General features: G+C 69.2%; 13 protein-coding genes. 11 read left to right on the top strand and 2 right to left on the bottom strand.

Features of this window, described 5'->3' with window-relative positions; translation table 11 throughout:
- Nucleotides 1–140 precede the first annotated feature (140 nt).
- The 7 genes from narH (at nucleotide 141) to O9Y01_RS20645 (ending at nucleotide 7,076) form a co-directional block, all read left to right on the top strand.
- On the top strand, nucleotides 141–1,664 hold the full coding sequence (gene narH, locus O9Y01_RS20615; protein WP_269633515.1) for a nitrate reductase subunit beta: 1,524 nt from the start codon (nucleotides 141–143) through the stop codon (nucleotides 1,662–1,664).
- Between the two features lie 11 nt (nucleotides 1,665–1,675).
- Nucleotides 1,676–2,371 (top strand): nitrate reductase molybdenum cofactor assembly chaperone, encoded by a 696-nt coding sequence (gene narJ, locus O9Y01_RS20620; protein WP_269633516.1) that lies wholly within the window; start codon nucleotides 1,676–1,678, stop codon nucleotides 2,369–2,371.
- Nucleotides 2,368–3,123, top strand: a complete 756-nt coding sequence (gene narI, locus O9Y01_RS20625) for a respiratory nitrate reductase subunit gamma (RefSeq protein WP_269633517.1) — start codon at nucleotides 2,368–2,370, stop codon at nucleotides 3,121–3,123. The genes narJ and narI overlap by 4 nt, the downstream gene beginning before the upstream one ends.
- 32 nt (nucleotides 3,124–3,155) lie before the next feature.
- Complete coding sequence (locus tag O9Y01_RS20630; RefSeq protein ID WP_269633518.1) at nucleotides 3,156–4,004, top strand: peptidylprolyl isomerase; 849 nt, start codon at nucleotides 3,156–3,158, stop codon at nucleotides 4,002–4,004.
- A 17-nt stretch (nucleotides 4,005–4,021) separates the two neighbouring features.
- A complete protein-coding gene (locus O9Y01_RS20635) occupies nucleotides 4,022–4,810 on the top strand; it encodes a carbonic anhydrase (RefSeq protein WP_269633519.1) in 789 nt (262 codons plus the stop codon).
- Nucleotides 4,811–5,189: 379 nt separating this feature from the next.
- Nucleotides 5,190–5,945, top strand: a complete 756-nt coding sequence (locus tag O9Y01_RS20640; RefSeq protein WP_269633520.1) for a hypothetical protein — start codon at nucleotides 5,190–5,192, stop codon at nucleotides 5,943–5,945.
- A gap of 99 nt (nucleotides 5,946–6,044) precedes the next feature.
- A complete protein-coding gene (locus O9Y01_RS20645) occupies nucleotides 6,045–7,076 on the top strand; it encodes a hypothetical protein (RefSeq protein ID WP_269633522.1) in 1,032 nt (343 codons plus the stop codon).
- 87 nt (nucleotides 7,077–7,163) lie between these two features.
- On the opposite strand, the gene O9Y01_RS20650 is transcribed toward O9Y01_RS20645, so the two are convergent.
- Entirely contained in the window at nucleotides 7,164–8,666 is a 1,503-nt protein-coding gene (locus tag O9Y01_RS20650; protein ID WP_269633523.1) for a sensor histidine kinase, read from the bottom strand.
- Between the two features lie 482 nt (nucleotides 8,667–9,148).
- Between O9Y01_RS20650 and O9Y01_RS20655 the strand changes: the two genes are divergently transcribed.
- The 4 genes from O9Y01_RS20655 (at nucleotide 9,149) to O9Y01_RS20670 (ending at nucleotide 13,677) form a co-directional block, all read left to right on the top strand.
- On the top strand, nucleotides 9,149–10,363 hold the full coding sequence (locus O9Y01_RS20655) for an NAD(P)H-dependent flavin oxidoreductase (RefSeq protein WP_269633524.1): 1,215 nt from the start codon (nucleotides 9,149–9,151) through the stop codon (nucleotides 10,361–10,363).
- Nucleotides 10,364–10,464: 101 nt separating this feature from the next.
- A complete protein-coding gene (locus O9Y01_RS20660; protein ID WP_269633525.1) occupies nucleotides 10,465–11,376 on the top strand; it encodes a DMT family transporter in 912 nt (303 codons plus the stop codon).
- 4 nt (nucleotides 11,377–11,380) lie between these two features.
- Nucleotides 11,381–12,169: an SDR family oxidoreductase gene (locus tag O9Y01_RS20665; RefSeq protein ID WP_269633526.1), complete on the top strand. Its 789-nt coding sequence runs from the start codon at nucleotides 11,381–11,383 to the stop codon at nucleotides 12,167–12,169.
- 200 nt (nucleotides 12,170–12,369) lie between these two features.
- The gene (locus O9Y01_RS20670; RefSeq protein ID WP_269633527.1) at nucleotides 12,370–13,677 is read left to right on the top strand and encodes a CsgG/HfaB family protein; all 1,308 of its coding nucleotides are present in this window, start codon (nucleotides 12,370–12,372) and stop codon (nucleotides 13,675–13,677) included.
- A 90-nt stretch (nucleotides 13,678–13,767) separates the two neighbouring features.
- On the opposite strand, the gene O9Y01_RS20675 is transcribed toward O9Y01_RS20670, so the two are convergent.
- Nucleotides 13,768–14,673, bottom strand: coding sequence for a DMT family transporter (locus O9Y01_RS20675; protein ID WP_269633528.1), 906 nt, complete (start codon nucleotides 14,671–14,673; stop codon nucleotides 13,768–13,770).
- Between the last annotated feature and the right edge of the window lie 52 nt (nucleotides 14,674–14,725).

A 14,725-nucleotide genomic window follows, 5' to 3' on the forward strand; every position in this document is an offset into this window, starting at 1 on the left:
ACAAGGCTCATTCCATGGACATCCAGTTTTCGATGGCACGGGGGAGGGCGCTGCTTGCCAGCTCCTTCCTTCTCAACGAAGCGTCCTCTCCCGACGCCTTCGGAACTGACTCAGCGATCTGATAGACAAGGAGTTCCGCGATGAAAGTTCGCGCACAAATCGGCATGGTGCTGAACCTGGACAAGTGCATCGGTTGCCACACTTGCTCCGTCACCTGCAAGAACGTCTGGACCAACCGCTCCGGCATGGAGTACGCCTGGTTCAACAACGTCGAATCCAAGCCGGGCATCGGCTATCCCAAGGAGTGGGAGAACCAGGACCGCTGGCATGGCGGCTGGATGCGCAAGAGCGACGGCAGCATCGTCCCTCGCCAGGGTGGCAAGTGGAAGCTGCTGATGCGCATCTTCGCCAACCCCAACCTGCCCGAGATCGACGACTACTACGAGCCCTTCACCTTCGACTACGACCACCTGCAGTCGGCGCCGAAGTCCAAGGCCGCGCCCACCGCGCGACCGCGCAGCCTGATCACGGGGCAGCGCATGGAGAAGATCCAGTGGGGCCCGAACTGGGAGGAAATCCTCGGCGGTGAATTCTCGAAGCGCAGCAAGGACGCCAACTTCGAGAACGTGCAGAAGGAGATCTACGGCCAGTTCGAGAACACCTTCATGATGTACCTGCCGCGCCTGTGCGAGCACTGCCTCAACCCGGCGTGCGTGGCCTCCTGCCCCTCGGGCTCGATCTACAAGCGCGAGGAAGACGGCATCGTCCTGATCGACCAGGACAAGTGCCGCGGCTGGCGCATGTGCGTCTCGGGCTGCCCCTACAAGAAGATCTACTACAACTGGCAGAGCGGCAAGGCCGAGAAGTGCGTATTCTGCTACCCCCGCATCGAATCGGGCCAGCCGACCGTCTGCTCCGAGACCTGCGTGGGCCGCATCCGCTACCTGGGCGTGCTGCTGTACGACGCCGACCGCATCGAGCAGGCCGCGTCCATCAAGGACGACAAGGCGCTCTACCAGGCCCAGCTGGACATCTTCCTGGACCCCAACGATCCCGCCGTGATCGAACAGGCCCGCAAGGACGGCGTGCCCGAGGCCTGGCTCGTCGCCGCCCGCAAGAGCCCGGTCTACAAGATGGCCGTGGACTGGAAGGTGGCCCTGCCGCTGCACCCCGAGTACCGCACGCTGCCCATGGTCTGGTACGTGCCGCCGCTCTCGCCCATCAGCGCCGCGGCCAACGCCGGGCATGTGGGCGTCAATGGCCTGATCCCCGATGTGAAGCAGCTGCGCATCCCCGTGCAGTACCTGGCCAATATGCTCACCGCCGGCGATGTGGCGCCGGTCGAGCGTGCCCTGGAGCGCATGCTGGCCATGCGCGCCTACCAGCGCGGCAAGCATGTGGACGGCGTCGAGGACAAGACTGTGCTGGACCAGGTCGGCCTGCTGAAGAACGAGGTCGAGGACATGTACCAGGTCATGGCCATTGCCAACTACGAGGACCGCTTCGTCATCCCGACCACGCACCGCGAGTACGCCGAGAACGCCTACGACCTGCGCGGCGGCTGCGGCTTCAGCTTCGGCAACGGCTGCTCGGATGGCCAGACCGAAACCAGCCTGTTCGGTGGCGACAAGAAGCGCACCATCCCCATCAAGACCACCGTCTGAGGGAGCGAAGCATGAGCAAGAAACCCCTGCCCATGAGCCTCAGCTGCCGCGTCCTGGCGCGGCTGCTGGACTACCCCAGCGACGAGATGCTGGCGGCACTGCCCGAGCTGCTGGACGCGCTGCGCCAGGAGCGGGCGCTGAGCGCCGAGCGCCTGCAGGAGCTGGAGTCCCTGGTCGCCTGGATGGCGAGCCGGGACCGCTTCGCCCTGCAGTCCGAGTATGTGGAGACCTTCGACCGCGGCCGCGCCAGCAGCCTGCACCTGTTCGAGCATGTGCATGGCGACTCGCGCGAGCGCGGCCCGGCACTGGTCGACCTGGCCAAGACCTACGAGTCCGCTGGTGTCTTCTTCGATGCCAAGGAATTGCCCGACTACCTGCCCGTGGTGCTGGAGTTCGCCTCCACGCAGCCCCAGGCGCTGGCGGCGGGCTTCCTGGCCGAGATGGCCCACATCCTCAACGCCATCCACAGCGCGCTGATCAAGCGCGGCGTGAAGCCCTGGGCGGCCGCCATCGGCGCCGTGCTGGAGCTGGCGGGCGAGACGCCGCAGGCCGTGCAGATCACCGTCGATGAACCCCTGGACGAGGCCTGGGTCGAGCCCGCCGCCTTCGATGGCTGCAGCTCGCGCGGCCAGAGCAAGCCCGGCTCGCCGCAGCCGGTGCACATCGTCCGTCGTCAAGAAACCCCAAAGCAAGGAGTGCGCGCATGAGCCCCGCTTCCAGCCTGTCCAGCCTGTCCACTTCTGCGCTGGACTTCGCCCTCTTCGGCGTCTACCCCTACATCGCCCTGACCGTGTTCCTGCTCGGCAGCCTGCTGCGCTTCGACCGCGACCAGTACAGCTGGAAGAGCGACTCCTCGCAGCTGCTGCGCGCCGGCAGCCTGCGCTGGGGCAGCAACCTCTTCCACGTGGGCGTGCTCTTCCTGTTCTTCGGCCATACCGTGGGCATGCTGACGCCGCACTTCCTGTACGAGCATTTCATCAGCGCCGGCAACAAGCAGCTGATGGCCATGGTCAGCGGCGGCATCGCCGGTCTGCTGGGCTTCGCGGGCGTGAGCATCCTGCTGCACCGCCGCCTGTCGGACGAGCGCATCCGCATCAACAGCAAGACCAGCGACATCCTGCTGCTCGTGCTGCTGTGGGTCCAGCTGGCCCTGGGCCTGGCCACCATCCCGCTGTCGGCCCAGCACATGGACGGCGGCATGATGATGCTGCTGGCCGAGTGGGCCCAGCGCATCGTCACCTTCCGCGGCGGCGCCGTGGAGCTGCTGGCCAGCGCCTCCTGGATCTTCAAGCTGCACATGTTCCTGGGCATGACGGTGTTCGTGGTCTTCCCCTTCACCCGCCTCGTGCATGTGTGGAGCGGCTTCGGCACCCTGGCCTATGTGTTCCGTCCCTACCAGCTGGTGCGCAGCCGTCGCATCAGCCTGCCGGCCGGTCACACCACGCCGCAGCAACGCTGAACTGTCAACGCTGAGACCCCAAGGAGATCGTCATGAGTGGATGTGGTGGTGGCAGCTGCGGCTGCGGTGGTGGCAAGGGCGAAGGCGAGGTCGCGGTCGAGACGCTGGTGCCCATCGCGGTGGCCCGCGTGAACGACGTGGCCCTGCATGGCGCCGGCGAGGTGCTGGGCGAGGAGGCGCTGCGTCAGCGCGCCTATGGCGAGCTGCTGCGCCAGGCCGCGCAGCGCGCCGGCCTGCTGGCAAGCACTGACCCCGGCCCGATCGACGGCGTGCACAGCGAGGCGGCCAGCGAGGCCATCGAGGCTCTGCTGGCCCGCGAGATCCAGCTGCCCGAGCCGGACGATGCGGCCTGCCTGCGCTACTACGAGGCGCACCCGCAGCGCTTCGCCCGCGGCGAGCGCGTGCGTGCCGCCCACATCCTGCTGGCGGTGACGCCGGGCGTGGACGTGGGGGCCCTGCGCGCCCATGCGGAAGGCCTGCTGGTGCGCCTGCGCTGCGAGGACGAAGCCTCCTTCGCCAAGGCCGCGGCCGAGAACTCCAACTGCCCCAGCGGCGAGCAGGGCGGCGGTCTGGGCTGGCTGACCCGCGAGGACTGCCTGCCCGAGGTGGCCAGCGTGCTCTTCGCCCAGGACGATGCCAACCGCCACATGGGCGTGCTGCCGCGCCTGCTGAGCAGCCGGCATGGCTTCCACATCCTGCGCGTGGACGAGCGCGAGGCCGGCGAGGTGCCGTCCTTCGAGCAGGTGCGCGGCTCCGTGGCGGCGCTGCTGCGCCACCAGCTGAGCGTGACCGCCATGCGCCAGTACCTGGACCTGCTGGCCGGGCAGGCGCAGCTGCAGGGCGTCTCCCTGAACCAGGCCGACACGCCCCTGGTGCAGTAGGCGAGGGAGCAGCAGCCATGCCGGACGAACTGCTCGCCCGCCTGCGGCGCTTCAACAAGGACTACTTCCCGCAGTACGAGGCCCGCTTCCGCGACCTCGTCGAGCAGGGTCAGCACCCGAGCACGCTGTTCATCGGCTGCTCGGACTCGCGCATCGTGCCCTACATGCTCACGGGCGCCGGCCCGGGCGAGCTCTTCCTGGTGCGCAATGTGGCGGCCTTCGTGCCGCCCTACGACGGCACGCTGGAGGACCGCGGCTGCGAGCATGGCGAGCACCGCGGCTGCCAGCACCTGGAAGCCGGCGGCGGCGACAGGCAATGGGTAGGCCATCACGGCACGGCCGCGGCCATCGAGTACGCGGTGCTGGCGCTGGAGGTGAAGCACATCATCGTCTGCGGCCACAGCCATTGCGGCGGCATCCGTGCGCTCTACGGCGATGTGCCGGCCGAGGCCCGCAATCTCAAGGCCTGGCTGGACATGGGCCGCGAAGCCGCGCTGCCGGTGCAGCCCACGCCCGAGGCGCTGCGCCGCACGGAGGAGCGCTCCGTCGTGCTGCAGCTGGAGCGCCTGATGGACTACCCCATGGTGCGCAGCCGCGTGGAGCAGGGCAAGCTCTCCCTGCACGGCTGGCACTACGTGATCGAGGACGGCGAGGTGCATGTCTTCGACGTCCAGCAGGGCCGCTTCGTGCCCGCCTCCATGGCCGAGCACAGCGGCACCGGCCCCTATCGCGATCTGCGCGATGCCGAGCGCGACACCGGCGCCCTCTTCAACGAGATCGACGACGCCTGGGCGCCCAGGCGCTGAGTCCCTGCCCGTGACGGGCACGGCGACGCAGCGATTCGCTCAGGGCCCTGGCCTGGCTGACTGCGTGCGCGAAGGGCGCCCGGCCCGTGTCTGCATGGGCGATGAGCGCCCGTTCGTGCGCCTGCCAACCCGCGCAGCGGATCCTGGCGCAGGACGCGGCCCCGGTGGTTGCAGCTCGATACACATGGCCCCTCTTCGGGGGATTCCTCGCGCTGCCTGGAGCACGTGAAATCCGCGCTGGCCGCAGCAAAGGCCACCTCTCCCTCCGTCTGGCTCTGGCTGACGGACCTGCCCTCCCGGTTCGCTGCCTTGCTGGCGCCGCGCCGGCGACCCTACCCAGCATCGACGCCGATGCGCCTCCAGAGAACCAGGAGCTTCCATGCCCACCCCGATGGCCCTGCGCGGCACTGTTGCAGTGATCGCGGCCTTGACCCTTTCAGCCACCGTCCAGGCCGCCGAGGGGCCCGATATTGGCGGCCTTCGCCTAGGCATGCCGGAAGAAGAAGCCCTGAAGGTCCTGGAGACGGCCAAGCAGAACAAGGTCTTCGTCCGCAACGGCAAGATGACCCTGAACCTGACGATCGACCGCATGAAGGGCAGCTTCGACAACCACGTCTACGGCGGGCAGTACACCACCGGCGGCACCATCGTCGCCTTCGGTGTCTCGCCCCTGACCCACAAGGTGTGGTCCATCACCAAGACGGAACAGATCAAGGACAGCCGTCCGACGCTCAAGGCGGTCAGCGAGGCCGCGGGCAAGTTCGGGCCCATCGACCCTAAGGCCATCCGGCCGCAGCAGTACAAGCAGCAGTGGATGTACGAGAAGGGCGGCAAGGAGATCGAATGGGTCAACACCTATGACAAGCCGCGCAATGGCAACTGCTTCGAAGAGCTGAAGAGCTACTCGGTGTCGGAGTTCTTCATCGGCCTGCAGTATCCGCTGGCCCCGACGACCGCCTGCGCGCGCACCTACAGCATCACCGCCAACTCCCGCAAGCAGGACGGCCTGGTGGACGACTACGTGATCGCCGCCGTCGACATCGGCGCCTTCCTGGATTGGTACAAGGTGCTGAGCACCGCGTCCGACAAGGCCCTGGAAGCCGAGGGCAAGCGCGCGGGCAAGCCCTCGCTCTGATCCTGGCCCAACGTCCCCTTTTCCCCTGATTCCCCGAATCGCATCGCCGTCGCTCCGGGCCCTCCCGGGGCGTTCGCCTTCCTGCTTGATGGAGCTGGCATGAACCTCCCACATTCCCGACACCTTCGCCCCAGCCTGGCCTGGCCCGTGCTCCTGCTGAGCCTGCTGTGCCTGATGCTGGCGGCGCGGCCTGCACAGGCCGGCGCGGCCGAGGTGCGCAAGAACTTCGCGCCCTATGTGAAGCAGTTCAGCCCGCCCGTCTGCACCGGGGCCATCAATGAGACCGTGGTGCGCGGCCTCTACCGCTGCGAAGGTGCGCCCGGCGTGGGCCATGCCTACATCAACGAGGCCGCCTCGCTGGTGATGCCCACCAACAGCCGCGACATCACCGATTTCGTCGAGACCGGCCCCGGCGGCAAGCCTGTGTCCGATGCCGAGCGGCGCGTGCTGGTCAGCGACATGATCAAGAACATCCGCTTCGAGCGCCTGATCCACCTGCAGCAGGGCAAGGGCGGGACCAAGGTGCTGCTGCTCTCGGCCTTCGACTGCCCCTTCTGCATCAAGCTGGAGCGGCTGCTGGCCGCGCCGAACACCCGCATCGATGCCGACATCTACGTGCTGCCGACCACGCTGGACAGCAGCAAGAACGTCAACCTGTCGACGGTCGCCAACATCTGGTGCGCCAAGGACAATGCCACCGTGTGGCGCAGCACCCTGACCCGTGCCACGCTGAGCTATGGCAACCTGCCTGCCGGCAGCTGCGACCTCGGCAACCAGTCCACCCGCGACATCGAGACGCTCATCGCCACCCTGGGCCCGGACTTCAAGCGCCGCGCCTACCCGCGCATGTTGCTGGGCAATGGCCAGATCTACACCTCGGCCACTGACGCGGCGGAGCTGTCCGCCCAGCTGTCCGAGGGCGCCAGCAATGCCTTCTGGCGCGAGCCCCTGCCGGAGAGCTACATCAACTTCCGGATGGCGACTCGCGCGGCCGCAGCGACGGGCGGGGAGCCGGCGGCCGGCGGCAAGACGCGCACCACGGTGAAGCTGGGCGACCTGTTCAAGAGCGTCACCGGTTCGGACGACAGCAAGAAGCCCGAGAAGCAGGAAGCGGGCAACGAGGGCCACTGAGGCCCGCGCAGGGGCTTCGGCAGGCCCCGAAGCTCATGCCGGTGCGCGCGGGCTGCTGCGGCGCCGGTGGGCAGGCTCAGGGCTTGATCAGGGGTTGATCAGTTCTTCGGCGCTTGAGCGCAGCGGTGCCGAGCGCGGCATCAGCATGGTCATGCGCGAGCCCTGGCCGGGTGTGGATTGCACCTCGATCTGCCCGCCCAGCACATTGGTGACGATGTTGTGCACGATGTGCATGCCCAGGCCCGATCCGCCCTTGCCCAGCTTGGTGGTGAAGAAGGGATCGAAGATCTTGCGCACGACGGAGGCATCCATGCCGCGGCCGTCGTCCTCGACGACCAGCTCGACCTGATCACTGCCATGCGGCCGGCAGGACACGCGCACCAGGCCTTCGTCCCGCCCCTCGAAGCCATGCACCAGGGCGTTCATCAGCAGGTTGGTGAGCACCTGGCCCAGCGCGCCGGGGTAGCTGCTCATCTCCAGCTCCCGGGTGAGGTCGGTCACGATCTTGAAGGGCGTGTGCTTGAAGCTGGGCTCGACCATCACCAGCACGTCCTCGACCACCTGTGAGAGGTCGAAGTCGCGGCGGGAGTCGGTGGTCTGGTCGATGGCGACCTGCTTGAAGTCCCGGACCAGATCGGCCGCCTTCTGCACATTGCGCTGCAGGATGTCCTGGCCGCGGCGGGTGTCCTTGACCAGCTCTTCCAGCTGGCTGCGGCGCATGGGGGTGTTGTCGGCCAGCATCTGGTCCAGCTTGGCCCAGCGGTCGCCCAGGGCCGAGACCACGGTCATGGCATTGCCCAGCGGCGTGTTGAGCTCATGCGCCACGCCGGCCACCAGGCGGCCCAGGGAGGCCAGCTTCTCGGACTCCACCAGCTCGCGCTGCGCGGTCTTGAGGTTGGCCAGGGCCATGGTGAGCTCGTTGTTGGCGGAGGTCAGCTCGGCGGTGCGCTGGGCCACCTGGTCTTCCAGCGTTGATGCATGGCCGCGCAGGTCCTCGAAGGCGCGCAGCAGGGCCTGGCGCATGCGCTCCATGGCGATGCCCACGCGGGCGATCTCGTCCTCGCCCAGCAGCTCCAGGGGCTGGTCCAGGCGGCCGGCGGCCAGCTCCTCGGCGGCGCGGCTGAGCTTGTCCATGGGATGCAGCACGCGGCGCTGCATCACGCCCAGGATCAGCACCAGAGACAGCGTCAGGATACCGACCGAGCGGGCCAGGGCGCGCCAGGCCTCGTTCTGCTTGGCCTCCAGCAGTGGCGCGGCGCTCATGGCCACCGTCAGCTGGGCGATCTCGCGGCCGTCACGGGTGACGGGGCGGGTGAGGGTGAGGGTCAGGTCCGGATCGGGGTCCGGGCGCTGCATCTGGATGAAGGGCTGGGCGTTGTTGGGCTCGATCACCAGCACGCGCACGAAGCGGGGGTCACTGGTCTGGGCGTCGATCATGGGCTGAGCCAGCTCGGCCGACACCTGCCAGATCGGCTCGGACAGCGACAGCGCCAGCACCTCGACCGTGCGGCCCAGGTCACGCCGCAGGTCCTCCATCGCGGTGTGCCGCGAGGCCTGCCAGTCATACATCAGCACAAGGCTGGTGGGCACGAGCAGACCAACCCCCAGTGCGAGGATGACTGCATTGCGCAAGGAGCTCTGGAACAGTCTCAAGGACAGGCTCTCCCCCTGTGTCCAACGACTCCGCCCACGTCGGGGCGGCCTGCAGGACGGGGTACGTCGCCCTCGTCGTGCTGGCCGGATTATGTCGCTGATTGACCGGGCCTGTCTCGAGGATTGCGGCCTGGGCGTGACAGGCTGCCCAGGGCGCCGGGGGCCAGGTCTTGCGTGCTTGCCGGGCGCCTGCTGCCGGCCTGCTGCGGGCCTGACACCGGGCCTGCCCACGCGGAGTTTGCTGCGGTGCTTGCTGCGGGGAAACCCGCGGCTGCCTGCGCCCGCGGCGGGCGGGAAAGCGGGGGAAACATGATACGTATCAAGGTGGGGCAGGGGGGCAGGCCCTACGCTGCGCCAGCCCGTGTCCCTGTGCGTCCGCCCGGACGGCGCAGGGTCGCCCAAGTCCAAAGCGAGACATCATGAGTTCTGCCCACATCGACGCCCAACTGATCCCGGCCCTGCAATCCAGCGGTCTCAAGCCCCTCCAGCTGGGCGGCCGCGAGCTGCTGCCCATCGTGCAGGGCGGCATGGGCGTGGGCGTGAGCGCCCAGAAGCTGGCCGGCACCGTGGCCGCCCTCGGTGGCGTGGGCACGCTCAGCTCGGTGGACCTGCGCCGCCACCACCCGGACCTGATGGCCCGCACTGAAGGGCTGAATGCCGGTGAGGAAGCCAAGCGGCAGATCAACGAAGCCAACCTCGAGGCTCTGGACCGCGAGATCGCCGGCGCCCGTGAGCGCGCGCAGGGGCGCGGCCTGGTGGCTCTCAATGTGATGCGTGCCGTGAGCGAATACGCCACCTCGGTCAAGCGCGCCCTGGAGGCCGGCATCGACGCCGTGGTGGTGGGCGCCGGCCTGCCCCTGGACCTGCCGGACCTGGCCCAGGACCATCCCAGGGCCCTGCTGATCCCCATCCTCAGCGACTCCCGCGGCGTGCAGCTGATCGTCAAGAAATGGGAGCGCAAGAAGCGCCTGCCCGATGCCATCGTGATCGAGCACCCGCGCCTGGCCGGCGGCCACCTGGGCGCCGCCCGCATCAGCGACCTGGACGACAAGCGCTTCGACTTCGACCGCGTCATCCCCGAATGCCTGGAGTTCTTCCGCAAGGCCGGCATCGAGCGCGAGATCCCGCTGATCGCCGCCGGTGGCATCCGCACCCATGAAGACATCCAGCGCCTGCAGGGCCTGGGCGCGGCCGCGGTGCAGCTGGGCACGCCCTTCGCGGTGACCCAGGAAGGCGACGCCTCCGACGAGTTCAAGCGCGTCCTGGCCGAGGCCCGCGACGAGGACATGGTCGAGTTCACCAGCGTCGCCGGCCTGCCGGCCCGTGCGGTGGGCACGCCCTGGCTCAAGGCCTATCTCAAGATCGAGCACAAGCTGCAGGCGGTGGCGCACGTGAAGAGCCGCTGCACCAAGGCCTTCGACTGCCTGGCCCAGTGCGGCCTGCGCGACGGTCTGAAGGACTGGGGCCAGTTCTGCATCGACAACCAGCTGGCCGCCGCCCTGCGCGGTGACATCAAGAAGGGCCTGTTCTTCCGCGGTGCGGGCTCGCTGCCCTTTGGCGACCAGATCAAGAGCGTGCGCGAGCTGATGGAGCGCCTGCTGACCAGCGGTCCCGCCGCGCAGCCGGCCGCCTGAGCCCGGGGCTGTCGGGCGCTTCGCGGCAGCCGGGCCCTTGCTCGGCCACTCGCGAAGCCCCCTCGGGCACACGCTCGCCAGGCCTTTCCTAGAATGGCCTGATGCAGTCTTCAACGCCGCATCCGGCGCCCCCACGACGCGCCTGGATCGGCCTGCTGATGGCCAGCCTTGGCGCCCTGGGCTTCTCGGGCAAGGCCATCATCGTCAAGCTCGGCTACCGCCACGGAGCCGATGCCATCACCCTGCTTGGCCTGCGCATGCTTTTCGCGCTGCCCCTGTTCCTGGGCCTGGCCTGGTGGGCCGGGCGAGGCCGGGCGGCACTGACCCGCCGGGATTGGTGGGCCGTCATCGGGCTGGGCTTCAGCGGCTACTACCTCGCCAGCTTCCTCGACTTCGCCGGCCTGGCCTACATCAGCGCCAGCTTCGAGCGCCTCATCCTCTACCTCAACCCCACCCTGGTCCTGCTGCTGGGCTGGCTGCTGCTGGGCCGCCGCGTGGGCGCCCGCCAGGTGGCAGCGCTGGGCATCAGCTATGCGGGCGTGCTGTGGGTCTTCGCCCAGGAGCTGCAGTGGCAGGGCGAGCATGTCTGGCTGGGCGCGCTGCTGGTGCTGGGCTCGGCGATCAGCTATGCCTTGTACCTGCTCTACAGCGGCGAGGAGGTGCACCGCCTGGGCGCCATGCGCCTGACCGGGCTGGCGACCTCGGTGGCCTGCCTGCTGTGCGTGGGCCAGTACCTGCTGCTGCGCGGCCCCGGCGCGATCGCCCAGGTGCCGGCGGCGGTGCTGCAGCTGTCGGTGCTCAATGCCGTGCTGAGCACCTTCGCGCCGGTGCTGCTGGTGATGCTGGCCATCGAGCGCCTGGGCGCGGCGGTGGCTGCGCAGACCGGCATGCTGGGCCCCATGGCGACCATCGCCCTGGGCGCCTGGTTGCTGGATGAGCCCTTGACGACGGGCGTGCTGGGCGGGACCGTGCTGGTGCTGGGCGGCATCCTGCTGCTGAATCGATGGAGGTGACGAGATGGATCTGGGACTGAAGGGCCGCTGGGCCCTGGTGTGTGCCTCGAGCAAGGGCCTGGGGCGCGGCTGCGCCGAGGCCCTGGCGGCCGAGGGTGTGAACCTGGTGCTCAATGCACGCGGCGCCGAGGCGCTGGAGGCCACCGCAGCGGCGCTGCGGCAGGCGCATCCGGGGCTGGAGGTCCGCTGCGTGGCGGGCGACATCAGCCAGCCCGCCGTGCAGGCCGCGGCGCTGGCGGCGGCGCCGCAGATCGACATCCTGGTCAACAACGCCGGCGGCCCGCCGCCCGGCGATTTTCGCGACTGGGAGCGGGAGCACTGGCTGGCCGCGCTGGAGGCCAACATGCTGACGCCCATCGCCCTGATCAAGGCCGTGGTGGACGGCATGGCGGCCCGCGGCTTCGGCCGGGTGGTCAACATCACCTCGGGGGCGGTCAAGGCGCCCATCGACGTGCTGGGCCTGTCCAACGGCGCGCGCTCGGGCCTGACCGGCTTCGTGGCGGGCCTGGCCCGCCAGCCCCGCCTGGCCGGCGCCAACGTGACGATCAACAACCTGCTCCCGGGCGCCTTCGACACCGAGCGCCTGGGCAAGACCATGGCCGCGAGCGCGGAGCGCAGCGGGCAGGCGCTGGAGCAGGTGCGCCAGCAGCGCGCCCAGGGCATCCCGGCCCGGCGCTTCGGCACGGCGGCGGAGTTCGGCGCGGTCTGCGCCATGCTCTGCAGCGCGCAGGCGGGCTACCTCACCGGGCAGAACATCCTGCTGGATGGCGGCGCCTACCCGGGCACGTTCTGAGACCAGGCCAGCCTGCGCCCGCGGCGGGCAGTACGTTCTGATACCAACGCGTCCCTTTGTCCCCACGGATTGGGGAGATCGTTACTGCCCGTAACGCCTTCACAATGGCCGCTTCGCGCAAGCCCGGGAGGCTTGGCGACAATGCGCCGCCCCTGATCCGTCTGTGACACGGGCACCACTTGTGGAGGTACGGGATTCCCATGAAATCGAAGATCGCCCTGGCCCTGTCGGGCCTCCTGGCAGGCCTGCATCTGGCGCCTGCCTTTGCCGAAGAAACCAGCTCGCAGGTCGAGAAGTGCAACCAGAAGCTGGGCGTGATGGCCGTGGTGGAGCCGCAGGCCGGCTGGAGCCACCTGTCGCAGTACGGCCTGGGCTCGCCCTCGGCGCTGCTGCGCATGATGGTCCAGCAGTCGGGCTGCTTCGACGTCGTCGAGCGCGGCGTGGCCATGCAGAACCTGCAGCAGGAGCGTGCGCTGGCCCAGGGCGGTGATCTGCGCCAGGAGTCCAATGTGGGCAAGGGCCAGATGCAGGCGGCCGACTTCGTGATGACGCCCAATGTGCAGGTCGGTGCCTCCACCACCGGCGGCATCGGTGGCGCGCTGCTGGGCCGCGTGGGTGGCGTGTTCGGCGCCATCGCCGGCAACCTCAAGTTCCGCGAGGCTTCGACCAGCCTACTGATCGCCGACGTGCGCTCCAGCATCCAGGTGGCAGCTGCCGAAGGCAAGGCCACCAAGACCGACTTCGGCATCGGCGGCTGGGGCTATGGCGGCGCCCTGGTGGGCCTGGGCGGCTACACCAGCACGCCCGAGGGCAAGATGGTGGCGGCCAGCTTCCTGGACAACTACAACACCATCGTCAGGACCATCCGCGACCAGCCCAACCTGATCCGCACCAGCAGCGCTGCCGGCGACGCCAATGCCGCCGCCTCCACCAAGGCCGAGGCGCCGCAGCCGGCCGGCCAGACCCTGTGCCCCAAGATCGGCAACGTGAAGGCCTATGCCAACGCGGCCAAGGACGCCAAGGTCGTGGCCTCCATTCCCAAGGGTGAGGAACTGATCGCCTCGGGCGAGGTCAAGAACGGCTTCGTCTACGTGGACGCCGCCAACTTCAGCGGCTGGGTGCAGCGCACGCTGGTCGGTGCCTGCGGCGGCCAAGCCTCGGCCGCACCCCTGCCGGTCAACAACACGCCGCCCGCGGCGGCGGGCATCTTCGGCAGCTTTGCCGGCTCCTTCGCGGGCCCCGAGCAGGGCACCTTCAACGTGGTGGTCACGCCCGGTGCCGGCGGCATGGGCGTGGTCAGCGGTGGCGGCGTCTCCAACCAGACCGGGGCCTTCAGCGTGAGCGGCACCGTGGCCGCCAGCGGCCGCATGAACATGACGGCCTCCGGCTCCGCCGGCTCGGCCGTCTACCAGGGCTTCCTGGACGGCAACACCGGCGCCCTCAGCGGCACCTGGCACTACGCCCACCGCTCGACGCCCTCTGGCAGCTTCGGCGGCCAGCGCCAGTAAGCGGCAACCCCCACTCGACCCTTGCCCGGCGCCCGGCTCAGCGGCGCCAGATCCACACCGTGCTGCAGCACGCGGGCGCCGGAAGTCCCCTCAGCGGCGCGCGGACACCACGATGCCCGCAGCAATCAGCACAAAGGCCACCGCGTGGAACCACTGGGGCCATTCGCCCAGCAGGGCCGCCGACATCAGCGCCGCGAACACCGGTGTGAGGTTGCCGAAGAAGGCGGCCACGGCGGGGCCGGCCTGCGTCACCCCCAAGCCCCAGCAGCGGTAGGCCAGCAGCGAGGGGCCCAGGGCCACGTAGACCAGGGCCAGGGCAAGACCTGACCCCCAGGCCACCGGCTGCGTCGACAGCAGCTGCTCGGCACCGGCCGATACGCCGGCAAACCCCAGTCCGAAGACCAGCTGCGCCATCAGCAGCATCGCCCAGTCCCAGGGCGGCCGTTGCGCGCCCTGCATGTGGGCGGGCGGCCGCGCCAGCAGCCAGCTGTAGACGGCCCAGCTGAAGACGGCCAGCAGCATCAGCAGGTCCCCCTCGACGAAATGCACGGCGCGCAGGGTCTGCAGCTGGCCGCGGCTCAGCACGAGGGCCACGCCCAGCAGGGACAGCAGGGCGCCCAGCAGCTGGCGCCGGTCCGGCCGCACGCCGTGCAGAAGCATGCCCACGCCCAGCATCCACAGCGGCAGGCTGGCCGCGATCAGGGTCACGTTGAGTGGCGTGGAGCTGTGCAGGGCCTGGTACTGCAGGGCGTTGTAGCAGCCCATGCCCAGGAAGCCGGTCAGGGCGAAGTAGTGCCAGCGCTGGCGCAGGGCGGCCCGCTGCGCCCACAGCGGGCGGGCCAGGGGCAGCAGCACCAGGAAGGCCAGCAGCCAGCGCAGGAAGTTCAGGGTCAGCGGCGGGATGGCCGCGGCGGCCCAGCGGCCCACCACCGCATTGCCGGCCCACAGCAGGGGCGGCAGGGTCAGCAGCAGGGCGAGCTTCGGACTGAGCTTCATGGGCGGGCCATCGCCGGCAGGCGGCAAAAGGGTGCAAAGGCTGGCACGATAG

This window comes from Pelomonas sp. BJYL3 (assembly GCF_027257975.1).
In the GTDB taxonomy this organism is placed as follows: domain Bacteria; phylum Pseudomonadota; class Gammaproteobacteria; order Burkholderiales; family Burkholderiaceae_C; genus Roseateles_B; species Roseateles_B flavus.

Coding starts and splice junctions, on each gene's coding strand:
- O9Y01_RS20640 (WP_269633520.1), top strand. CDS start 5,190: ATGCCCACCCCGATGGCCCTGCGCGGCACTGTTGCAGTGATCGCGGCC.
- narI (WP_269633517.1), top strand. CDS start 2,368: ATGAGCCCCGCTTCCAGCCTGTCCAGCCTGTCCACTTCTGCGCTGGAC.
- O9Y01_RS20665 (WP_269633526.1), top strand. CDS start 11,381: ATGGATCTGGGACTGAAGGGCCGCTGGGCCCTGGTGTGTGCCTCGAGC.
- O9Y01_RS20645 (WP_269633522.1), top strand. CDS start 6,045: ATGAACCTCCCACATTCCCGACACCTTCGCCCCAGCCTGGCCTGGCCC.
- O9Y01_RS20660 (WP_269633525.1), top strand. CDS start 10,465: ATGCAGTCTTCAACGCCGCATCCGGCGCCCCCACGACGCGCCTGGATC.
- narH (WP_269633515.1), top strand. CDS start 141: ATGAAAGTTCGCGCACAAATCGGCATGGTGCTGAACCTGGACAAGTGC.
- narJ (WP_269633516.1), top strand. CDS start 1,676: ATGAGCAAGAAACCCCTGCCCATGAGCCTCAGCTGCCGCGTCCTGGCG.
- O9Y01_RS20635 (WP_269633519.1), top strand. CDS start 4,022: ATGCCGGACGAACTGCTCGCCCGCCTGCGGCGCTTCAACAAGGACTAC.
- O9Y01_RS20655 (WP_269633524.1), top strand. CDS start 9,149: ATGAGTTCTGCCCACATCGACGCCCAACTGATCCCGGCCCTGCAATCC.
- O9Y01_RS20630 (WP_269633518.1), top strand. CDS start 3,156: ATGAGTGGATGTGGTGGTGGCAGCTGCGGCTGCGGTGGTGGCAAGGGC.
- O9Y01_RS20675 (WP_269633528.1), bottom strand. CDS start 14,673: ATGAAGCTCAGTCCGAAGCTCGCCCTGCTGCTGACCCTGCCGCCCCTG.
- O9Y01_RS20670 (WP_269633527.1), top strand. CDS start 12,370: ATGAAATCGAAGATCGCCCTGGCCCTGTCGGGCCTCCTGGCAGGCCTG.